21 protein-coding genes are annotated in these 21,343 nt (G+C 47.9%); 16 read left to right on the top strand and 5 right to left on the bottom strand.

Going from position 1 to position 21,343, the window contains the following annotated elements; all coding sequences use genetic code 11:
• The first annotated feature begins 1 nt into the window (after position 1).
• From ppnN to EZV72_RS14150, 5 genes are all read left to right on the top strand, one after another.
• The gene (ppnN, locus tag EZV72_RS14130) at positions 2 to 1,366 is read left to right on the top strand and encodes a nucleotide 5'-monophosphate nucleosidase PpnN (protein ID WP_137167834.1); all 1,365 of its coding nucleotides are present in this window, start codon (positions 2 to 4) and stop codon (positions 1,364 to 1,366) included.
• Between the two features lie 88 nt (positions 1,367 to 1,454).
• The gene (locus EZV72_RS14135) at positions 1,455 to 1,829 is read left to right on the top strand and encodes a DUF3192 domain-containing protein (protein WP_137167835.1); all 375 of its coding nucleotides are present in this window, start codon (positions 1,455 to 1,457) and stop codon (positions 1,827 to 1,829) included.
• 5 nt (positions 1,830 to 1,834) lie between these two features.
• A complete protein-coding gene (locus EZV72_RS14140) occupies positions 1,835 to 3,499 on the top strand; it encodes an HDOD domain-containing protein (protein WP_137167836.1) in 1,665 nt (554 codons plus the stop codon).
• Between the two features lie 234 nt (positions 3,500 to 3,733).
• Positions 3,734 to 4,741, top strand: a complete 1,008-nt coding sequence (locus tag EZV72_RS14145; RefSeq protein WP_137167837.1) for an isocitrate dehydrogenase — start codon at positions 3,734 to 3,736, stop codon at positions 4,739 to 4,741.
• A gap of 148 nt (positions 4,742 to 4,889) precedes the next feature.
• Positions 4,890 to 5,201 (top strand): ComEA family DNA-binding protein, encoded by a 312-nt coding sequence (locus EZV72_RS14150; RefSeq protein ID WP_137167838.1) that lies wholly within the window; start codon positions 4,890 to 4,892, stop codon positions 5,199 to 5,201.
• A 205-nt stretch (positions 5,202 to 5,406) separates the two neighbouring features.
• Here EZV72_RS14150 and galU read toward each other — a convergent pair whose 3' ends face one another.
• From galU to wecA, 5 genes are all read right to left on the bottom strand, one after another.
• A complete protein-coding gene (gene galU / locus EZV72_RS14155; protein WP_137167839.1) occupies positions 5,407 to 6,297 on the bottom strand; it encodes a UTP--glucose-1-phosphate uridylyltransferase GalU in 891 nt (296 codons plus the stop codon).
• A gap of 2 nt (positions 6,298 to 6,299) precedes the next feature.
• A complete protein-coding gene (locus tag EZV72_RS14160; protein WP_137167840.1) occupies positions 6,300 to 7,643 on the bottom strand; it encodes a UDP-glucose dehydrogenase family protein in 1,344 nt (447 codons plus the stop codon).
• Between the two features lie 125 nt (positions 7,644 to 7,768).
• Complete coding sequence (locus EZV72_RS14165; protein ID WP_269747641.1) at positions 7,769 to 8,575, bottom strand: glycosyltransferase family 2 protein; 807 nt, start codon at positions 8,573 to 8,575, stop codon at positions 7,769 to 7,771.
• A 53-nt stretch (positions 8,576 to 8,628) separates the two neighbouring features.
• Complete coding sequence (locus EZV72_RS14170; RefSeq protein WP_232364428.1) at positions 8,629 to 9,531, bottom strand: glycosyltransferase; 903 nt, start codon at positions 9,529 to 9,531, stop codon at positions 8,629 to 8,631.
• Positions 9,532 to 9,598: 67 nt separating this feature from the next.
• Positions 9,599 to 10,657: a UDP-N-acetylglucosamine--undecaprenyl-phosphate N-acetylglucosaminephosphotransferase gene (gene wecA, locus EZV72_RS14175; RefSeq protein WP_137167842.1), complete on the bottom strand. Its 1,059-nt coding sequence runs from the start codon at positions 10,655 to 10,657 to the stop codon at positions 9,599 to 9,601.
• 338 nt (positions 10,658 to 10,995) lie between these two features.
• Here wecA and EZV72_RS14180 point away from each other — a divergent pair, with 338 nt between their 5' ends.
• From EZV72_RS14180 to EZV72_RS14230, 11 genes are all read left to right on the top strand, one after another.
• A complete protein-coding gene (locus EZV72_RS14180) occupies positions 10,996 to 11,361 on the top strand; it encodes a hypothetical protein (RefSeq protein WP_137167843.1) in 366 nt (121 codons plus the stop codon).
• A gap of 69 nt (positions 11,362 to 11,430) precedes the next feature.
• The gene (locus tag EZV72_RS14185; RefSeq protein ID WP_137168769.1) at positions 11,431 to 13,251 is read left to right on the top strand and encodes a polysaccharide biosynthesis/export family protein; all 1,821 of its coding nucleotides are present in this window, start codon (positions 11,431 to 11,433) and stop codon (positions 13,249 to 13,251) included.
• Between the two features lie 2 nt (positions 13,252 to 13,253).
• Positions 13,254 to 14,033, top strand: coding sequence for an ABC transporter permease (locus tag EZV72_RS14190; protein WP_137167844.1), 780 nt, complete (start codon positions 13,254 to 13,256; stop codon positions 14,031 to 14,033).
• Positions 14,030 to 14,704 (top strand): ABC transporter ATP-binding protein, encoded by a 675-nt coding sequence (locus EZV72_RS14195; protein ID WP_137167845.1) that lies wholly within the window; start codon positions 14,030 to 14,032, stop codon positions 14,702 to 14,704. Before EZV72_RS14190 ends, EZV72_RS14195 begins: the two co-directional genes overlap by 4 nt.
• On the top strand, positions 14,704 to 15,822 hold the full coding sequence (locus tag EZV72_RS14200) for a capsule biosynthesis protein (protein ID WP_137167846.1): 1,119 nt from the start codon (positions 14,704 to 14,706) through the stop codon (positions 15,820 to 15,822). Before EZV72_RS14195 ends, EZV72_RS14200 begins: the two co-directional genes overlap by 1 nt.
• Before the next feature lie 8 nt (positions 15,823 to 15,830).
• Positions 15,831 to 16,715 carry a glucose-1-phosphate thymidylyltransferase RfbA gene (rfbA, locus tag EZV72_RS14205; protein ID WP_137167847.1) on the top strand — a complete coding sequence of 295 codons (885 nt, stop codon included), beginning with the start codon at positions 15,831 to 15,833 and terminating at the stop codon, positions 16,713 to 16,715.
• A gap of 2 nt (positions 16,716 to 16,717) precedes the next feature.
• Positions 16,718 to 17,263 carry a dTDP-4-dehydrorhamnose 3,5-epimerase gene (rfbC, locus tag EZV72_RS14210; protein ID WP_137167848.1) on the top strand — a complete coding sequence of 182 codons (546 nt, stop codon included), beginning with the start codon at positions 16,718 to 16,720 and terminating at the stop codon, positions 17,261 to 17,263.
• Positions 17,264 to 17,273: 10 nt separating this feature from the next.
• Positions 17,274 to 18,128: a dTDP-4-dehydrorhamnose reductase gene (gene rfbD, locus EZV72_RS14215; RefSeq protein WP_137167849.1), complete on the top strand. Its 855-nt coding sequence runs from the start codon at positions 17,274 to 17,276 to the stop codon at positions 18,126 to 18,128.
• Between the two features lie 13 nt (positions 18,129 to 18,141).
• Positions 18,142 to 19,230, top strand: coding sequence for a dTDP-glucose 4,6-dehydratase (gene rfbB, locus EZV72_RS14220; protein WP_137167850.1), 1,089 nt, complete (start codon positions 18,142 to 18,144; stop codon positions 19,228 to 19,230).
• 230 nt (positions 19,231 to 19,460) lie between these two features.
• Positions 19,461 to 20,972 carry a peptide MFS transporter gene (locus EZV72_RS14225; protein ID WP_137167851.1) on the top strand — a complete coding sequence of 504 codons (1,512 nt, stop codon included), beginning with the start codon at positions 19,461 to 19,463 and terminating at the stop codon, positions 20,970 to 20,972.
• A 68-nt stretch (positions 20,973 to 21,040) separates the two neighbouring features.
• Positions 21,041 to 21,343, top strand: a complete 303-nt coding sequence (locus EZV72_RS14230) for a DUF6170 family protein (RefSeq protein ID WP_137167852.1) — start codon at positions 21,041 to 21,043, stop codon at positions 21,341 to 21,343.

Raw genomic sequence — 21,343 nt, forward strand, 5'->3', positions numbered from 1 at the left:
TATGAAAAAAGTGCAGCTAAATCCTCTGGGCTGGATGAGCCAGCTTTCTCAGCTTGAAGTGTCACAGCTTCAGGATACCACCCGTAGTCAGCTTTACGATGTTTTTCGTAACTGTTGTCTGGCCGTACTCAACAGCGGGGTCGATGAAGACAACTACGAAATGCTGTTTGCGCCCTATCAGGATTTTGATATTCGCCTGATACGCCGGGAACGCGGGGTAAAAATTGAGCTGGTAAATCCGCCGGAAGTAGCGTTTGTCGATGGCAAACTGGTACGCGGTGTTCATGAGCATGTATTTGCGGTATTGCGCGATATGCTGTTTATGGGGAATAAGTACGCTTTTTTGCATGATCCTGTACCGGCCGATAGCGTGGCTACCACCGATATGGTGTTTGATATGCTGCGCCATGCTCAGGCTCTGGAAGGTAATGATGAGCTGAACACCATTGTGTGCTGGGGCGGGCATTCGATTAATCAACACGAGTATAAATACACCAAGGAAGTGGGTTATCAGCTTGGCCTGCGCGAGATGAATATATGCACCGGCTGTGGCCCCGGGGCGATGAAAGGTCCAATGAAAGGGGCTACCATCGGTCATGCCAAGCAACGCTATACACATGGCCGCTACATTGGTATTTCAGAGCCCAGTATCATTGCTGCCGAGCCGCCCAATGCTATTGTTAATGAACTTATCATCATGCCGGACATTGAAAAACGACTAGAGGCATTTGTCCGCTTTGCCCATGGCATTGTGATTTTTCCTGGTGGTGTGGGAACCGCCGAAGAGCTGCTGTATTTGCTCGGCATTTTGACCAACGAACGCAATGCCCAACAACCTATTCCCGTGATTCTGACCGGCCCGCAGGGGACCGAAGCCTACTTTGAGGCTATTGATGAGTTTGTTGGTGCTACCCTGGGCAAAAAAGCCCAGAGCAAATACCAAATCATCATTGATGATCCGGTAGAAGTAGCCCGAACGCTGTGTGAAAGCAAACACAAAACCGAGCAATACCGGCTGGCGGTAGGCGACTCTTTCAGTTTTAACTGGTCGCTGAAAATTGAAGAGGCTTTTCAGATTCCGTTTATACCCACTCACGAGACCATGGCAGAACTGGCCCTGCATTCACAGCAGGACACCGCCAGCCTTGCGGTGGCGTTGCGCAAAGCCTTTTCCGGTATTGTAACCGGTAATGTAAAGGCCGAAGGGATCAGGCAAATCAAGGAAAAGGGCCCCTTTCAGTTAACCGGTGAGCCAGAGCTTATCCTCCGGATTGATACCCTGCTGCAATCTTTTGTGGCGCAGCAACGAATGAAGCTTCCGGGATCCGAATATGTTCCGTGTTATACGATTACGCCGAATGAATAACCCTGACATTTACGATTAAATCATTCCTTCTTCACAGGATTTTAAGGTAAACTGTGCAGTGTTTTTTTCCATAACAATGTGAAGAAGGATGAATAGTAAGGTTATTCGGTTACTCCTGTTTGGTACCGCGGCCTACGTGCTGTTTGTATTTCTGGTAATTTCGTTTTATCCGGACAAACCAGAAAACATGGACTGGCAGGACAGAGAAGAATACAACAAGGTTCAAATTACCAAGCTTCGTTTGGGGACGACCCGTGAGGAAGTGCTTGCCATGCTTGGTTCACCAGATATTACCGAAGCTAAAATGGACGAAACACCGACTATTCAGGTTATGTTCTACCGCACGCAGCATGTCCGCGCCGATGGTCTGACTACGCAGGATGAGTGCACCCCATTGTTATTTGAAAATGATCAGCTGATTGCCTGGGGCGAAGGGGCTTACCAGAGCTACCTTAAAAGTTAATCACCATGCTTGCCTCTCTGGGAACGGATTACCAAAAGCTTATCCAGCAAAGTCAGTCAGCCAGTAAAGCGCTGGCCAGACAGGGAAAGTTGCTTAATGTTCCCAATACCGGGCTGGGTATCGCCCGCCAGATTGTTCAATTTAATAAGCATCATCCCCAGGCTGCGCTCGCCGCTGTGTGTGCTATGCGTCAGGAAACCGCGCTGAGCAATCCACTGCCCCTGAAAGTCAGCCTGATGATGGCGATACTCACACATCGCAGCCGGCTCAACGACCATTATGCGCAACATCTGATAGCCGGTGCATTTACGTTATTCAGCGCCACCACCTATCACCGGGATACCCATAGCCTGCATGTTGAGCGCTCTGTGTTGCAGGGACTTCGCCAGCATTTACAAAAGCCTCAGTTAAAAAACTGGCGGGATATTCTGGCGGTACACAAAGTGCTCGAACAGCATGATTTTGTAAAATATCTGAAAAGCCCTGGTATCAATACTGCCCAGTGGTGGCTGATAAGCTGCGCCCATCTGGCACTGCATTTTCAGCAACAGTTCTTTGTACCATTGCGCCAGGTGGCCCGCTATTCGCCGGCGCACCGGCAAGCTTTAATTCACCAATGGCTGGCGTTTCCCGGTGATCGCTGGCCCGCCGCACAGGGCACCAACAGTCATGAACGCTCTACGGTCATGTTTAACACTGGGTCAGACATTGCCCTGTTTACCCAGAGTAATGGCAAAAAAGCCCTTAACTGGCGGGCTAATGATGTCACACTCTTTCCGACCCGCAGTATTGCATTTTCACAGTGGCTGGCGTTGTGCGAGCAGTTTCCGGCAGATTATGAGCAGGCCACCGCCTTTAAGCCCGCCGGCCGGATATACCCGCTCAATCACCCGCCGGCATCATTGCTCAAAGTCATTGATGCGCTAAGCGATCCGGATGTGGATATTACTGAACTGGCCCTGCTGATTGAGGAAGAAACGGTGTTTGCCAAAGCATTGAAAGCCTCCGCATCGATGGATAACCGGCTTAACCTGCCGGTCAATGATGTGAAGCAGGCCGTGCTCACCTATGGCACTGAGCGGGTCGGCGATATGCTGGTCAGACAGGCATTAATGCAGCGTCTGACCCAGCACGAGTTCCCGCTATCCGGTACCTGTAATACATTAATCGCCTTAACAGCCAGCCTGGCCTCTGCCATTTGTGAGGACGTAAAATGCCAGATGACTCCGCAGGCGGCGGGTCTTGTCAGCACTTTTATGCTCGCGCCCTTGTACAGTCTGCCTGCATTAAAAGTCTTGCTGCATTTCCCGCATAAAACCAGTGCTTTGCACAGCGTTGACAGTTTACTGTCGCTCCAGTGTGACCCGCCCTTTTCTGCGCTGGCTACAGAGCTGGCAGCAAACTGGCATCAAAGCAAATTACATCAGGCATTATTAGGACATTGCGGTAAAATGCCCGCGCAGGTATCAGGGCCGCTGAAAACAGAATACGCTTTACTGTGTTTAAGTTTGCTGCTGGCCCGCCAGTGGCTGCACGCTACCTCCCCTATGGACGATCGCAGTATTGAAGCGCTTCGGCAATGCTTACATATTTTGCCTGTTCGTCAGTCCAATATTGCCGTGTATAAAGAAAAACTCAGTGACCTGATTTACTGTCACTTGTTACGATAAGCCAGCTTTCATTCATTAAAAACGGTGAATTCCTGCGATTTATTCAAAAGTGTATTAAGATCTTTACTAGGCGACAGGCTGCGGATGTTATAAAATGCGCGCGGTTTTGGTTCATGACTAATCGCCTGCCGGCTCAATAAGCTATAGATTTCCGGCAGTCTGGCATTAGTCACAACAGCACTTCGCTGTTTTACTAATCTTTCAAACGACAAAATTACCAGAGGATTTCCCCACATGACTCAGCAATGCATTACGGTCATCCGCGGCGATGGTATCGGCCCAGATATCATTGATGCCACCATTCAAATCCTGGACAAAGTTGGTTGTAACTTTGAATATGAATATGCAGACGCCGGTCTGGTAGCCTTAGAGAAGCACGGAGAATTGCTTCCTAAATCTACCCTGGAGATGATCGAAAAGAATAAGGTTGCTCTGAAAGGGCCTCTGACTACACCTGTTGGTGAAGGCTTTACTTCTATTAACGTCAGTCTGCGTAAACAGTTTAAACTGTATGCAAACCTGCGCCCGGTGCTGTCTTTCAAAGGCACTAAAGCACGCTACGAAGATATCGACATCATCACTGTACGTGAAAACACCCAAGGTATGTACTCAGGTCTTGGTCAGGTGGTTTCTGAAGACGGTAACGAAGCAGAAGCAATGAGTAAAATCACTCGTGATGGTGCTGAGAAAATTGTGACTTTTGCTTACGAACTGGCTCGTCGCGAAGGTCGTAAGAAAGTGACTGCCGTACATAAGGCAAATATCCTGAAATCAACATCAGGTCTGTTCCTGAAAGTAGCCCGTGAAGTGGGTGAGCGTTATCCGGATATCGAAAGTGCCGAGATGATTGTTGATAACACCTGTATGCAGCTGGTAATGAACCCGCATCAGTTTGATGTCATCGTGACCACTAACCTGTTCGGTGACATTATTTCTGATCTGTGCGCCGGTCTGGTTGGCGGTTTAGGGATGGCACCTGGTGCCAATATCGGTGAAGACTGCGCCATCTTTGAAGCGGTTCATGGCTCAGCGCCAGATATCGCGGGTAAAAACCTGGCAAACCCAACCTCGGTTATTCTGGCCGCAATTCAGATGCTTGAGTACCTGAACATGGGCGACAAAGCAGAAAAAATCCGTGGCGCACTGAAAGATGTGATTGAAACTGGCGACCGCACGACTCGTGATCTGGGCGGTGAAGCCGGTACTACTGAGTTTACCCAGGCACTGCTCGACCGTTTGTAAGCATCAGTTTTCTATATAAAGATACATAAGGCAGCCTCGGCTGCCTTTTTATGTATTTCTGTACCTAAGTACATCTAGGCTTCTTTCCCAAGAGCGCTTACTCTTTTTCCTGCCTTCACGGCTTTCACTAACAAGGAAGGAAAACACGATGAAATCACTAAAAACGGTACTTTATAGCTCTCTGGCTGCCTTGTCACTGATTCACCTGCCGCTGCATGCTCAGGACCAGTCTATTAACAGTCCGATGCACAGCGAGCAGCAGATTGAAAAGCTGAACCTGAATGCAGCGACACTGGAGGAACTGGTATTACTGCCAGGCATAGGAAAAAGTAAAGCTCAGGCGATCATCCGCTATCGCGAAGAAATGGGCTACTTTATTGAAGTTGATCAAATCACAGAAGTACGGGGTATTGGCCAGAAGATGCTGGAAAAAATCCGCGATTACGTGAAGGTAGAATAGTTACATTCCCATCACGGTGACAAACCGCGATCTTGTCTCCCCCGGCAACGGGTTTTAGGCCAGTTTATTAACTGGTCTTTTTTATTAGTCATCTGCTGGCTATCTGGCCAGGACCGGACACAAATGACAGAAAACATGGGCCTACAAATAACAAAAAGGCTCCGTAGGAGCCTTTTTTAATTATGATATTGTCTGGCAGCAGACTTTACTTCAACGAAGCAAGGTATTCTTTAAACTGCTCGCCCAGATCAGGGTGACGCATCGCATACTCAACATTGGCCATCATATAGCCCAGCTTGCTGCCACAGTCGTGACTCTTGCCTTTCATGGTATAGGCATCAACCTGTTCAATCTTCATCAGTGCATCAATGGCATCGGTCAGCTGCACTTCACCGCCAGCACCCGGAGGCGTATACTCAAGCAGATCCCAGATTTTCTCAGACAGCACATAGCGACCCACAATAGCCAGATCCGATGGCGCTTCTTCCAGCGAAGGCTTCTCAACCATCTTGTGAATCTTAGCAGAATCACCGGCTTCCACTTCTTCACCGTCAAGATCAACGATACCAAACTTAGTGACATCTTCCTGCGGCACCTGTTCAACCATAACCTGACTCACCCGGCTGGTATTAAACTTAGCTACCATATCTGCCAGGTTGTCTTTCTTAGGATTACTGGCCACGTCATCGATAATAACGTCTGGCAGAACAACCGCAAACGGGTCTTCGCCTACCAGTGGACGAGCACATAAAATAGCGTGTCCAAGACCAGCAGCGTGGCCCTGACGTACATGCATGATAGTCACATCTTTAGGACAGATTGACTGTACTTCTTCCAGCAACTGACGCTTAACCCGCTTTTCCAGCGTAGCTTCCAGCTCGAAAGACGTATCAAAGTGGTTTTCAATGCTGTTTTTACTAGCATGAGTCACCAGGATAATCTCTTTGATCCCTGCCGCAACACACTCGTTTACTACATACTGAATAAGCGGTTTGTCCACAACCGGCAGCATTTCTTTTGGAATTGCCTTGGTTGCCGGAAGCATACGGGTACCCAGACCCGCTACAGGAATAACTGCTTTTTTAACCTGACTCATGATTACTGGTTTCCTTTTACTGATAATCCGCGTCCGATGGCATAGTAATGTAGTCCATAATCTGCCATACGCTTAGGTTCAAATAGGTTTCTGCCGTCAAATAACACCGGCTCAGAAAGTTTCGATTTAATTAGTTCAAAGTCCGGCGCCCGGAACATCTGCCATTCAGTACAGATAACCAGACAGTCCGCGCCTGTCAGGGCAGACTCTTTCGTGCCCATCAGTGCCAGATCATCACGGTCACCGTAAATGCGCTGGGTTTCTTCCATGGCTTCCGGATCATACGCCTGTACCTTAGCACCTGCATTCCACAGTTTTTCCATCAATACACGGCTGGATGCTTCACGCATATCATCGGTATTAGGCTTAAACGACAGACCCCACAGGGCGATAGTTTTACCTTTAACATCATTATTAAAATGACGCATGATGTACTCAAACAGCTTTTCTTTCTGGTCGTAGTTAACCTCTTCAACTGACTGCAAAACACGGGCTTTGTAACCGACGCCGTTTGCACTACGAATAAGCGCCTGCACATCTTTAGGGAAACATGAGCCGCCGTAACCACAGCCAGGATAGATAAACTGATACCCGATACGGGGATCTGAGCCAATACCATGACGTACGTGCTCGATGTCTGCACCAAACAGTTCAGCCAGATTGGCAATTTCATTCATAAAGCTAATTTTAGTAGCCAGCATACAGTTCGCCGCATACTTGGTCAGCTCGGCACTGCGAATATCCATCACAATCACTTTATCGTGGTTGCGGTTAAACGGTGCATAAAGCTCACGTAGCTTATCAGCAGCTTTATCGCTGTCTGTACCCAGAATAATACGGTCAGGGCGCATACAGTCAGTAACTGCAGCTCCTTCTTTTAAGAACTCAGGGTTTGAAACCACATCAAAGTCACCTTCTTTGCTCAGTGATGACAGGGTTTCATTGATTTTTGCTTTGACTTTGTCGGCGGTCCCTACTGGCACCGTTGACTTATTGATAACAATCATGCGCTTATTCATATGCGTGGCAATGGTTTCCGCCACTTTCAGCACATATTTCAAATCCGCAGAGCCGTCTTCATCCGGGGGTGTACCCACTGCGATAAAGGCCAATTCACCGTGTTCAACGCCACGCTTTGCGTCAGTAGTAAATTCCAGTCTGCCAGCTTCGAAGTTGCTGGTCACCAGTGGCGTCAGACCTGGCTCATAAATTGGTATCTGGCCTTTTTTCAGGTTGTCGACTTTATTTTGGTCAACGTCGACACACACTACATCGTGCCCAACTTCGGCAAGCACAGCGGCTTGCACCAATCCCACATATCCGATTCCAAAAACTGTGACTTTCACAACCCTTCCTTAAAAACGTTCCGTTCAACTAATAAAACACTACTAGCCAAAAAGGTTTATAGAGGTGTCTCATATTGGTTACAGAAATAACCCACACTGATGACACATTGATGACGTTGCAAGAATTATTCTAACTTGCCCGACTTACCTTTTAGCCCATCTATCAAGCCCCGCAGAACAAAATGTCCGCGTAACTTCCCATCTGGAAACCACCATCGGTTTACCAGCCATCTGACTGGCAGAGCCAAGAGATTACGGCACTTCCAATAAAGTGGTACATGCCGCCGTCTGGAGAGGATAAGCACATTGCGCACCTGATAATAAAGTCTTACTGGTGCGCCGCGTTTAAAGTTCAGTCCAAGTATCCGATGACGGCCGTCTCCCTGACGATGTTTCATTTTTACATTGCATGCCTGCAGCACATGAAACCCTTGACTCCGTGCCCGCCAACACCATTCATGATCCACGCCATCAATAAACAATAACGAGTCTTTTTTTCCAACCCTATGATAAGCCTCAACATTTATGATCATTCCTGATGCAATGATTTGGCGAACGCTTTGCAGTTGGTCACAGATAGTATTTGGTTTGTGTATCTTTGCCTGAACAGTTTTGTCCATAAATTCACACACGATCTGTGGACCAAGACAGGCGACCCGGTCCATTGTTTCCAGTGCGTAATAATAAGAATCTAGTAGAGCCTGTAAAAACTCTGTGGTCAGCTGACTATCCTGATCCAGAATCAGTACTGCCTCCGCCCCCTGTTCAATCAGTTTATCAATTCCCTGATTCTGGGCTTCAGCAATGCCTACGTTGGCCGGACAATGAAGATAGGTTTTTTCTGTCAGTTCGAGCTGGGCACCGGTTAACGGCACCGGTGTGTTGTCCACCAGAATGACAGGGATATGCAAAGATTCCAGAGCAGATAGCATGGCGTTTAAATGCGCTACCTGTGGATGATAAAGAATAATTACGGCGCCGACGGTCAATGTCTTACAATCTTTTCAAGTACTAAACGATCCAGTTTATAGGCCAGCCTGACCACCCTCGATGGCATCAGACGTAAGCATAATACACCGATTGCATAGGTAATGTTAACCACTGAATAACGACGTAATTTTTGCATAGCAATAAAGCGGGCTCTGCACTCATTCAACGATTTTGTTAACCCTCTGCGTTTATAGAAATCATTCACCCGGCGAAACTCAAGGTGCTTCTCGCGCAAATTACGTATTACCATGCCCCTGGCCGCCAGAGAAATCCATAAGAAATAGTCCTGCGTATTTTGCAGCTCACTGTCATATCGCATATTTTGTTCAAACACCGAACGGCGCATGACTACGGTAGGATGATTCAATGTGCAGCGACGAGGTAAGGCCCGCACAATCACATGATGCGATGATGGCATGACCCGGGAGCCAACCTTCACGCCATGCTCATTGATTTCTGTCAGTGCGGTGCCCAGCACGTGCACTTCAGGGTGTGATTCAAGAAACTCAATCTGTTTTTCAAAACGTTCCGGCAGGCTGCGATCGTCTGCATCCATCCGGAAAAAGTACTCACAGCGGGTGCCGCTCAGCATCCACTCAATGGCTTTATTCATGCTGGCTGCCAGCCCCGACTGACGGGAATTTTGTGCAATCACAATTCGTGAGTCCTGCCCGGCAAACCGTAATAGCCGGCGCATAGCAACAGATGATACGTCACCATCGAGGATGATCAGAAAGGTAAACGCCGTATAGGTTTGCTCAAGTACGCTCAGGATAGCCTGTTCCAGCCAGTCAGGATCGTCCTTGTGGTAGGTCGACATAGCGACCAGCGCGGGCGTGGTTACAGTCTGCTTTGGCGGAACAATAAAGCGAAATGAAAGGGGGTTGCTATCAGGCACAATCTGTCATGGCTGCGAAAAACGGTCTGCAATACTACACGAGTCAGCGCCAAAGGTTAACGGGCTTTTATATCACCCGTTTAAATTTGCGAATCATGCGCCAGATATTCTGAATAATATAACTGTATACGGTCAGCAGCGCGATGAATCCAAGGAACATGACCCACTCAGGTACCATAAATACTTCGCCCAGCACACCTACCATGCAATACAGACTGCCCATAAACAAAATAGCAACCAGCGCCTGATTGGAGCTTAAGCCGGCGCGCATAAATATATTGTGCAGATGTTTGCGGTCCGGGCGTAACACAGACTGTCCTTTACGGGCCCGTCGATACATAATCGCGGCCATGTCCATCAACGGAAGACCGATCAGCCAGACGGCAGTAATCGGACGAAATGCGGCTTCCACACCCTGGGCATGATCAACCAGAAGCCACACAATGGTCAGGCCGACAAACATACTCCCCGCATCGCCCATAAAGATTTTATTACCCTTAAAACCTTTCCAGCTAAGATTAAAGGCCAGAAACGGCACAATGGCGGCGGCAATAATCAGCGGCTCCATAATGGCGCCCCCATTGCCGGTTGCCAGTAATAAGCCAACCACAAATAGCAGTACCACCAGGCTCATACCGCCAGCCAGTCCGTCGATGCCATCAATCATATTAAACGCGTTAATTACGCCTACCACGCATACGATGGTAAAGAAGTAGCCGGCCAGGCCCAGATCAACCTGCCCTAACCCGACAATATTGCCCAGTGACGTAATATAGTTTTGAGCGCTCCAGGCCATAATTGCAGCAACACCAAACTGACACATAAGACGGCCTTTGGCACTGAGCTCAAACCGATCATCCATCATGCCCAGTAAAACGATAAACGCAGAGGCAGTAAAAAACAGAGGGTTATTTTTCATCCACACATCGGTCACGATACTGGCCACCAGTACCGCCATGAAAATAGCTACACCACCGGTCAGCGGAACCATCCCGTGATGGCGCTTGCGTAGATTAGGCTGGTCCACCAGACCAAACTGATGGGCCAGCGGCGTCATCACAACCAATAGAATCAACGCTACAAAAAATGCAGTGAACAGCGGTATTAGTTGGAGGTAGTCGAACATGTTATGAAAAATCCATTGCCAGCGGGTGTCTTACATGATGTGTAAAGACGCAAAAACTCTTTAGTAATCCGTTTAACAACAATATTGTTGAGTCCAGAACTCGTTATTATTAAGCGCACATAGTGTGGGTGATATGGTTCTGGTATCGGTATAATAATAGACAATTCGGAAAGTGACTACCCTCTGACCACAAAATTTATTGAACTGTTTGATAAATGATAAGACCAAATGGCAGGCTCAGACAGCCAGTATATTGCGGCTGCCAACAAGGTGAAATTTACATTTTATATGGTATGCTTAGCGCCAATTTGCATCTGGAATAGTTGAAAGTAACCCAAATGTCATTCAAATATTTAGTGCTCGGGTCGCTGGGAGCGGCACTGGTCACATTAATCACCGGGTGCGCCTCAGCGCCCGGACCGGTCTCTGCGGATGTTCCTCTGGTACACGGAAATTATGCTTCGAATGTGGCCAGTGAACGCGCCGCTATCGCACCAGCGACGTCCATCGCGTATGGCCAGACAATTGATCTGGATGGCCTGACCTGGCAGATCGGCAAACCTTATCATTCTGCTGCGAAACAGTTGTGTCACCCGCTATATCCTGCTGCTCAGGAGCAGGCCACCACCACCGCCCCCACCTTACTATGTCAGGGCCCTGCTGGCTGGGTGAAGTATGCATCGGTGCTTAGCGTAGGAGCGTAAACGCTGCGCTTAGTTCGAATGAATAATTGGAAGAATTCAGTGAGTAATATCAGTAATAAATTGAAAGTAATGGCCGGGCTATTCCTGGCCTGTTTCTGTGTGGCCGGCGCACAGGCGCAAAGTCTTGCCGACCTGCAGCAGTTACGTGAGCAGGCACAGCAGCAACAATCTGGCGGCAATAGCGCAGCAGCCTCTTCAGCGCAGTCTGGCTCGATGGGCAGTGTGTCTCCCATGCAGATGAGCGGTAGCCGTACTATCTCCAGTATGAATAATGGCCAGTCCAGTATGGGGCAGTATAGCAACTCATCAAGAGGCGGTATGACGCTGCCCGGTGAGCCGACTATTGATACGGTTTACCCGGTACAACAGCCAATGGAAAATCCGCCCTATGCGGCCAATCTGTTTATCGGAGGCTTTGAGTCTGAACGCGCAGACGGCCTGAATGATAACTATCTGATTGCACAGGGTGATAAAATCTCCATCTGGATGTGGGGCGCCGTCAACTTTTCTGATGTTGTGACCGTCGATAACCAGGGCAATATTTTTATTCCGAATATCGGTCCGATTCATGTTGCTAATACCCCAGCCGGGTCAGTAAACAGCATGGTGACGGCAAAAATTAAACAGGTTTACACCAATGATGTCAGTGTCTATGTCAACCTGCTGACCTCAACACCGGTCTCCGTGTATATCAGTGGCCCGGTTCTGCGCCCTGGCCAGTATGCCGGGCAGGCATCTGACAGCGTACTGTATTTTCTTAAACGTGCCGGCGGTATTGATTTTCACCGCGGCAGCTTTCGCCAGATTGATGTAAAACGCGATGGTAAAGTTGTGGCCACAGCGGATTTATATGAGTTTCTGCGTACCGGTACCCTGCCTAACCTGTCATTTAAAGATGGCGATGTAATCATGGTGCGACCGGTCGGTTCCACGGTAATCGTTGAAAATGGCGCGCGTAACAGCTTTACGTTTGAGTTCAAAGAAGATGAACTCACCGGTGACATGCTGACCAAATACGCCACGCCCAATGATTTCATCAACCATGTTTCGATTGCCGGTGTTCGCCATGGTCAACAATTTTCCCGTTATCTGAGCCTCGATGAATTTAGCGACTACGGCCTGAAAGCCGGCGATACGGTTGAGTTTATCGATGACCATGAACAAAAGGTTTACCGCATCAATATTCAGGGAAGTCATACCGGCCCATCACAAATCATGGTGGACAAAGGCACTCGCCTTAAAGAAGTACTGAATTATGTACAGGTGGACCCGAAAATTTCAGATGTCGACAACATCTACCTGCTACGTGAGAGCGTGGCAGAAAAACAACGGGAAATTATTGAGCGCTCGCTTCAACAGCTAGAACGCAGTGTATATACCGCGCCTGTTGGCTCAACCGGTGAAGGCGCGATCCGCGCTCAGGAAGCTCAGCTGGTGTCAGACTTTGTAGCCCGGGCCCGTGAAGTAGAGCCTCAGGGGAAAGTCGTGGTGTCAGAAAATGATCAGGTTGCCAATGTTTTGTTGGAGCCTAACGACACCATTTTTGTGCCTGGTGTGACTGACCTGATTCAGATTGGCGGTGAAGTGATGCTGCCACAGGCAGTGGTTTACAACCCTGATGCCACTGCAGCCGACTATATTGCCTGGGCCGGCGGATTCACCCAGCGGGCAGATGATGAACGCATTCTGGTTATCCGCAAAAACGGTCTGGTTGAGTTTGACAGCATTGCCGGTATTACCCGCTCCAGCAAAGAAGGTGAAGTAGATCTGAAACCGGGCGACCAGGTCATTGTGCTACCCGCCACTGATGCCAAAACATTGCAGGCAGTCAAAGATATCACCCAAATCATTTACCAGATTGCGGTGGCAGCCAACGTCGCGCTTGATTAATTATGGTCAGCTTTAAAGATAATTTAATTGCCTGGCGAAGAGTCATCTTCGCCTTGTTTTTGCGCGAGTTGCAGGGCAAGTTTAACGATAAGCTTGGCCTTGGCTGGGCGTTTTTCGAACCTTTTATCTTTATCTTCGGACTGTCATTTGCCCGAAGTTTTATTTCTGGTGACGAGGTTCATTCAATACCTATCCTGAACTTTATGATTATTGGGATGGTGTATATTCAGTCATTTATGACGTGTCTTGGTTCTGTAAGTGGTTCTATCAAACGTAATAAACCCCTGTACGCATTTCGTCAGGTTCAACCGATGGCGTCCCTGATTACATCAGCTCTTCTTGAATTCACAATAAAAGCCGGAGCAATCATTCTGCTGCTGTTAAGTGTTTACTTATTAAAGAAAGACTTTCAGGTAGATAATCCCTTACTCCTCATTTATTTGTATTTTTTACTGTGGACATTTTGCCTATCAATAAGTCTGATATTCGGAATAGCGGCTACCTACATCCCAGAAATAAATAAAATTAAAGGCCTTATTCAAAGACCAATTTTCTTTATTTCATGCACATTTTTTAGTTTACAGGATATTCCAAGAGAGCATTGGCACTATCTGGACTGGAATCCTTTAGTGCACTTCATCGAACTGACACGATATGCCTGTTACCCTTCATACGGTAATTTAGGTGTGAGTATTTCATACATAACAGAAATTACTGTTATCTTTATATTTTTCGCACTGGCTCTATATCATCTTACCTGGAAAAAGGTATTGTCCCGATGATAAAAATTGAAAATCTAACAAAAAGTTACCCCAGCAAGATTGGCCCTCAGTATATTTTCAAGAATCTGAACTTTTCTTTTCCCACCGATAAAAATGTCGCCATCCTGGGAAGAAATGGTGCGGGTAAATCTACGTTATTCAGATTGCTGGCTAAAAGCGAATATCCTGATCGCGGCAGAGTACTGACTAATCGCTCTATGTCATGGCCGGTGGCGCTTCAAACCGGCATCCACCCGCAGATGACTGGCCGAGAAAATGCACGATTTATAGGCAGAATTAATAATGTACGCTCGCTAGCTTCCTACGAAAATAGTGTACAGGAGTTTGCTGAGCTCAATAAAAAATTTGATTTACCGGTGAAAACATACTCATCAGGCATGCGGGCCAAACTAGTTTTTGCCTGTTGTATGAATATTGATTTTGATGTGTATCTGATTGATGAGGCCACATCGGTAGGCGATCCCCTATTCCGGCGCAAGGCTAAGGAAACGCTTAGAGAAAAAGCCAAAAATGCCGGGGTGATTATGGTGTCGCACGAGTTAGATCAGATTCGTGAATACTGCAGTTCAGCGGTGCTTATCGATAAGGGTAAGCTGACGTATTTTGAAGATTTAGAGGAAGGTATTGCCATTTACACAGGTGATAAAAATTCAGGAAAAGGTAAAAAATAGTGCTGAAGTCTACGCAAAAAAAACTAAAGCAGTTAACCAGTCACGCAGCACGGGTTTTTGCTGTAATCTGGGTAATTTATGGGGTATATCTGCTGTTGTGGGCTGCCCCTCAGTATGAAAGTCAGAGCCAGCTGATTATCAAAAAATCGGACGGCGGGAGTTCCTTTGATCCGACATCATTAGTAATGGCGTCTGTGTCTGACGCGCCTTTATCTACTGATAGTGTTCTGGTAGAAGCTTTTATCAAATCTCAGGATATGTATGATTATCTCGTCGAGAATTATGCACTGAATAAAAATTACCAATCGGATCGGGCGGACTTTTTCAGTCGGCTAAGCAGCAGTGCATCTAAAGAGGCTAAATTTCAGTATTTTCTGGACCATATCGAAGTTGAGGTTGATTCGTCTTCGGCTGTCATCACTTTGCGTACGCGAGGCTTTACCAGTGAGTTTGCCAATACACTGAATAAAGCCATCATTGAACACGCAGAAGACTTTATCAACAACATCAATAATGATCTGGCAAAATCTAAACTGGGCTTTGCCAAAGGCGAGCATGAACTCGTTGAACAAAAGCTTAGTAAAGCCAAGCGAGACTTACTGGCTTTCCAGGCAAAATACAATGTACTGGATCCTACCGCTGAAGGCGCGGCGTCTCAGCAAATTGCATTTTCGATGGAAGCAACCCTGGCTCAAAAACAGGCAGAGTTGCGGGCGATGTCCTCTACGATGAGCGATCTGGCCCCGGAAATCCGGAATATTCGCCGCCAAATCACTGCGCTGCAGGAAGCGGTCAGCAAGCAAAAAAACGAACTAAATTCTGGGGCTGTGTCTTCTAAAGACAATATTTCGATGACTGAGGTGATGGCCCAGTACAGCGATTTGCAAATTCAGCTACAACTCGCTATTCAGGCATATTCATCCTCATTGATAACGCTGGAAAATACCCGGGTTGAAGCCTATGAAAAGGTTCAGCATCTGGTGACCATCGAAAAACCAACGCAACCCGATTCCCACCAATACCCCGAAATCATTTATAATATGACCCTTTTTGGCGTTATTTTGTTTATGTTGTACGGTATTGGTCGAATTGTTATTGCAACCATCAAAGAATTATAAGGAAGATTATGAGTGAACGCGTAGGGATTATTCTTGCCGGTGGATCCGGCACCCGTTTGCACCCATTAACTAAGGTCGTCAGCAAGCAGCTGATGCCGATTTACGATAAACCCATGATTTATTACCCGCTGTCTACTTTGATGCTGGCGGGGATCAAAGAAATCCTGATCATTACCACTCCTGAAGAGCAGGGCCGGTTTATTGAACTGCTCGGCGATGGCAGTCAGCTTGGTATCAAGCTGGAATACGTGGCTCAGCCTTCGCCAGACGGTCTGGCGCAGGCCTTTATTCTGGGCGAAGAATTTATTAATGGTCGCCCATCGGCGCTGGTTCTGGGAGATAACATCTTCTACGGCCATGACATGATGAAATCACTGCAACATGCCAACAACAATACGCGCAATGCGACCGTGTTTGGCTATCATGTTACTGACCCTGAGCGTTATGGTGTGGTCGACTTTGATCAGGATGGCAAAGCTATCAGCATTGAGGAAAAGCCGGCCAAACCCAAGTCCAGTTATGCGGTAACAGGCTTGTACTTTTATCCGCCCCAGGTTGTGGATATTGCCAAAGCAATTGAGCCCTCCCCTCGTGGCGAGCTTGAAATTACTGATGTCAACAATGTGTTTTTACAGCAGGAGTTGCTGGATGTTGAGGTCATGGGTCGTGGTTCAGCCTGGCTGGATACCGGCACTATCGACAGCCTGATGGATGCATCGAACTTTATTGCTGCCATTGAGAAACGTCAGGGTCTAAAAGTGTGTTGCCCTGAAGAAATTGCGTATCGTAAGGGGTTTATCAGTGCTGAGCAATTACAAGAACTGGCGAAACCACTGGTTAAGAGTGGTTATGGTAAATATCTTCTTCAAATATTAAGTGAAAACGTTTTTTAATCATGCAAATTATTTCTACAGCAATTGACGATGTAAAAATCATCGAGCCGAAGGTATTTGGCGATGAGCGCGGCTTCTTTATGGAAACGTTCCGCGATAACTGGTTTCGTGAGCAGTGTGCCGATGTCACCTTTGTTCAGGACAACCGCAGCCGCTCAAAGCAGGGCATTTTGCGCGGCATGCATTACCAGCTGGAACAAACCCAGGGCAAACTGGTGTCTGTCACCGAAGGCGAGGTCTTTGATGTTGCCGTGGATATGCGTAAAGACTCCTCAACCTACGGTAAGTGGGTGGGTGCACTGCTAAGCGCCCAGAATAAGCGTCAGCTTTGGGTGCCGGCCGGCTTTGCGCACGGATTTTATGTGACTACTCAGGTTGCCGAATTCAGCTACAAGTGTACTGATTATTACCATCCTCAGTCAGAAGTATCGCTGGCATGGGATGATCCGGCGGTGGGTATTGAATGGCCGCTGGTTGATGGCCAGCTACCGTCGTTGTCAGATAAAGATACCAAAGGCTATGCCTTTGGTGATGCCCCTGCATTTTAAGGCTGCCAGTATGATTGTGGTTATCGGAAAATCGGGCCAGCTGGCCCGGGAACTGGCAGCTTCCGCACCGGATACAACGGTGTGTCTTGGTCGGGATGATATTGATATTACGAATGCGCAGAGTATCAACACAACACTGCAACAATACAGTGCCAGTGCCGTTATCAATGCCTCTGCCTATACGGCTGTTGATAACGCTGAATCTGAACAGGAGCAGGCATTTCTTATCAATGATACCGCAGTGGGTTTATTGGGTGAGTATTGTGCAGCCCACAACCTGCACCTGGTACAGGTGTCGACCGACTATGTATTTAACGGTCAGCATCACACACCGGTTGAGGTTGATGCACTACGCGACCCGATTGGGGTGTACGGTGCCAGTAAAGCTGCTGGCGAACAGGCGCTGGAGTCGATTCATGGACTCAGTTATACCCTGATTCGTACTGCCTGGGTCTATTCGCGCTTTGGCAATAACTTTGTGCATACCATGCTTCGTTTGATGAAGGAAAAACCACAGCTGGGCGTGATTGCCGATCAGGTAGGTACGCCGACCTGTGCTGCCGGTCTGGCGCAGGCCTGTCTTTTTGCAGCATACCATGCTGTTCAGGGTAATCATCACTGGACTGATCAGGGCGTTGCCAGCTGGTATGACTTTGCTGTAGCTATCCAACGCCTGGCTGTTGCCAAAGGGTTGCTGGATAAGGCGGTGCCGGTCAATCCGATTACCACGGCTGACTACCCGACCCCGGCGCAGCGCCCCGCGTATAGTGTATTAAGCAAATCCACCCTGAAAACTGCCTTCGCTGATGTGGAACAAAAACATTGGGAAGCCCGTCTGGCCAGCATGCTGGACACACTGAATTAAAGAGATAAAGATCATGGCGAAAACATTATTAGTTACCGGTGGGGCTGGATTTATCGGCGCCAATTTTGTTCACTACTGGCTGGCACAGCACAGTCAGGATAAGGTTATTGTGCTTGATGCACTGACCTATGCCGGCAATCAGGAAAACCTGACCATGCTGGAAAGTAATCCTCAGTTCACCTTTGTTAAAGGTGATATCTGCGATACTGATCTGGTTGTGGACTTACTGCGCAAGCACAGCGTCGATACTCTGGTCCACTTTGCCGCAGAGTCTCATGTGGATCGCTCAATACTGGGCCCGGATGCCTTTATTGAAACCAATATTATCGGCACTTACTCGTTGCTTAAAGCTGCCAAACTGGTGTGGCTGGACGGCCCGCGTTCAGAAGGTAAAGATCCGCTGCCTCACCGCTTTCATCATGTGTCTACGGATGAGGTCTATGGTACGCTGGAAGCTGATGACCCGGCGTTTACAGAAGACACTGCCTATGCGCCCAATTCGCCGTATTCAGCCAGTAAAGCCGCCTCAGACCATTTGGTTCGAGCTTATCATCATACATACGGCCTTGAGGTGACAACCAGCAACTGCTCTAACAACTACGGCCCGTTTCACTTCCCCGAAAAGCTGATTCCACTGATTATTACCAATATTCTGTATGATAAAGCCCTGCCAGTATACGGCGATGGGCTGCAAATCAGAGACTGGCTGTATGTGGAAGACCATGCCCGCGGCATTGAGAAAGTGTTACTGCAGGGCGAGATTGGTGAAAATTACAATATTGGTGGCCATAATGAATGGGCGAACATTGATATTGTAAAACTTATCTGTCAGCTGATGGACGAAAAATTTGCTGAAGACGAGACGCTGGCGCAGCGGTATCCGCAGGCCAGACAGGTCGCTGCCGGTAACAGTGCTGAGCTGATTACGTATGTCACCGATCGTCCTGGTCATGACCGCCGCTATGCCATCGATGCTACCAAGTCGCAGAATGTGCTGGGTTACACGCCATTTGAATCGTTTAACTCAGGCATTCGCAAAACCCTGAACTGGTATCTGGATAATGAAGCCTGGTGGCAGCCATTACTGGAGAAACAGCTTTAACAAACTGACCAAAGCAGGCCCCTCCGGCCTGCTTTTTTATTCCCTCAGGTCACCGGTCTTATCGCTTTCAGCTTATATAGCACAAGGCTTTTAACCTTTTCTTTACTTGTGTATCTTGGTGCCGTCTAGTATAACAACGGTACTTTTGGGATCGTGCACGTCACGTGAGCAGGCATAGATCTGTCATCACGACCCGAATATTTAAAAATACAATAATACGGAATCTGATTGTGACAACAAAATCTAACGACACCAGTTTCTTCGGCCATCCAGGGGGCCTGCAGACACTCTTTTTCACCGAAATGTGGGAACGCATGAGTTATTACGGCATGCGCGCACTTTTGGTTATTTTTATGACCATGGCCATTCAGCAACAAGGCCTGGGCTTTTCTAAAGACGATGCTTACGCTATTTATGGTTTGTACACTGGTGCAGTGTACTTTATGGGCCTGTTCGGTGGCTGGCTTGCTGACCGTTTATTCGGTGGCCGGGATGCCGTATGGTACGGCGGTATCATTATTATGAGCGGCCACATTGTACTGGCCATTCCCAGCACCGATACCTTCTTTATCGGTCTGATTCTGGTGGTACTGGGGACCGGACTGCTTAAGCCAAATATCAGTGCAATGGTTGGCCAGCTCTACGGCGATAAGGACTCTCGTCGAGACGGTGGTTACACGCTGTATTACATGGGTATTAATATCGGTTCCATTATCGGTAACCTGGTCTGTGGCTATCTGGCGACGACAGCAGGCTATCACTGGGCGTTTGGTGCAGCTGCCATTGGTATGGCAATCGGTCTTGTTCAATACAAAATGACCCAGCATAAACTCCCGGATGTATCATGTCAGCCAACCGTACAGATGAGTCAGGCAGGAGTGCGTAACAGCTGGCTGGGTGTTATAGCCTTTTTACTGACCGTTGCCGTTATCACCGCACTGACCAGTATGGGCCAGATGACTATCAATGTAGTAACGGTGGCAGAATCCGTGGCTTACCTGATTACAGCCGTGTTTGTGATTTACTTCTGCGCGATCTTTTTCATGGGTCAGCTCGATGGCAATGAGAAAAAACGCATGCTGGCGCTGCTACTTATCTGTGTAGCTTCGGCGTGCTTCTTTGCCGGCTTTGAGCAGGCAGGCTCTTCGCTTAATATCTTTGCCAATGAAAATACCGACCGTATGCTGGGCTCGTTTGAAATTCCGACCGCCTGGTTCCAGTCGCTAAACTCGTTCTTTATTATTGTACTGTCTCCGTTCTTTGCGGCCTTATGGATAAACCTTGGCAAACGCATGATGGATCCGTCCTACGGCATGAAATGTGCGCTGGGTACAATTATTATGGCCAGCGGCTTTGTGGTAATGTTCTTTGCTGCCCAACTGGCGGCAAGCGGCCTTGAAGTCGCGCCGTACTGGCTGGTTGCCACCTACTTCCTGCACACGGTGGGTGAACTGTGTCTGAGCCCGGTTGCGCTAAGTGCAGTCAGCAAACTGGCACCGCGCCGCTTTGCCGGTCAGATGATGGGCTTATTTGTACTGACGTACTCAATTGGCAGCGTAATTGCAGGTGTACTGGCAGGCGCATTCGGTGGTGAAGAAACCAATGATATGGCCGGCTTGTTTATTTACATCGCCCAATTTGCCGGAGTGATCGGCGTTATTGTACTGGCTCTGTCACTGAAAACCCGTTACTGGGAAAAACTGGCAGAAAAAGAAGATATTGAAGGCTCCAAAACAGCCTGATGATACGTATATAAGCCGGTGTTCACACCGGCTTTTTTCATTCAGCTTCAGATATGTAGTTTTATTGTATGGCTTTTTATTTTACAACCCGCCACATCCCTGGCTTACAGGACCGTCCTCTTGCAGAGCGTATGGCACTACTTGAGGCTGCTGGCAAACAAATGTCAGTTCCGGAAAAGACCTTACTGAATGTGCTTAAATTGCTGGTGATTGTGCCGGTATTTATTTTTATTATGCGAACTGCAAACGATTGGTCATCGTTGCTGTGGGCATTTGTAGTATTCCTACTCTACCCATTGCTGGTTAAACCCGTGCAGTACTCGTTATGTGCAAAGTATCTTGTTTTGCCTGAATCCCCATCTAAGGAGTGA

The organism is Salinimonas lutimaris (assembly GCF_005222225.1).
Classification (GTDB): Bacteria; Pseudomonadota; Gammaproteobacteria; order Enterobacterales; family Alteromonadaceae; genus Alteromonas; species Alteromonas lutimaris.

Bases quoted from the DNA above. Each gene is read 5' to 3' on its own strand.
- ppnN (WP_137167834.1), top strand. From the start codon at position 2: ATGAAAAAAGTGCAGCTAAATCCTCTGGGCTGGATGAGCCAGCTTTCT.
- EZV72_RS14135 (WP_137167835.1), top strand. From the start codon at position 1,455: ATGAATAGTAAGGTTATTCGGTTACTCCTGTTTGGTACCGCGGCCTAC.
- EZV72_RS14140 (WP_137167836.1), top strand. From the start codon at position 1,835: ATGCTTGCCTCTCTGGGAACGGATTACCAAAAGCTTATCCAGCAAAGT.
- EZV72_RS14145 (WP_137167837.1), top strand. From the start codon at position 3,734: ATGACTCAGCAATGCATTACGGTCATCCGCGGCGATGGTATCGGCCCA.
- EZV72_RS14150 (WP_137167838.1), top strand. From the start codon at position 4,890: ATGAAATCACTAAAAACGGTACTTTATAGCTCTCTGGCTGCCTTGTCA.
- galU (WP_137167839.1), bottom strand. From the start codon at position 6,297: ATGAGTCAGGTTAAAAAAGCAGTTATTCCTGTAGCGGGTCTGGGTACC.
- EZV72_RS14165 (WP_269747641.1), bottom strand. From the start codon at position 8,575: ATGCTATCTGCTCTGGAATCTTTGCATATCCCTGTCATTCTGGTGGAC.
- wecA (WP_137167842.1), bottom strand. From the start codon at position 10,657: ATGTTCGACTACCTCCAACTAATACCGCTGTTCACTGCATTTTTTGTA.
- EZV72_RS14180 (WP_137167843.1), top strand. From the start codon at position 10,996: ATGTCATTCAAATATTTAGTGCTCGGGTCGCTGGGAGCGGCACTGGTC.
- EZV72_RS14185 (WP_137168769.1), top strand. From the start codon at position 11,431: ATGGCCGGGCTATTCCTGGCCTGTTTCTGTGTGGCCGGCGCACAGGCG.
- EZV72_RS14190 (WP_137167844.1), top strand. From the start codon at position 13,254: ATGGTCAGCTTTAAAGATAATTTAATTGCCTGGCGAAGAGTCATCTTC.
- EZV72_RS14195 (WP_137167845.1), top strand. From the start codon at position 14,030: ATGATAAAAATTGAAAATCTAACAAAAAGTTACCCCAGCAAGATTGGC.
- rfbA (WP_137167847.1), top strand. From the start codon at position 15,831: ATGAGTGAACGCGTAGGGATTATTCTTGCCGGTGGATCCGGCACCCGT.
- rfbC (WP_137167848.1), top strand. From the start codon at position 16,718: ATGCAAATTATTTCTACAGCAATTGACGATGTAAAAATCATCGAGCCG.
- rfbD (WP_137167849.1), top strand. From the start codon at position 17,274: ATGATTGTGGTTATCGGAAAATCGGGCCAGCTGGCCCGGGAACTGGCA.
- rfbB (WP_137167850.1), top strand. From the start codon at position 18,142: ATGGCGAAAACATTATTAGTTACCGGTGGGGCTGGATTTATCGGCGCC.
- EZV72_RS14230 (WP_137167852.1), top strand. From the start codon at position 21,041: ATGGCTTTTTATTTTACAACCCGCCACATCCCTGGCTTACAGGACCGT.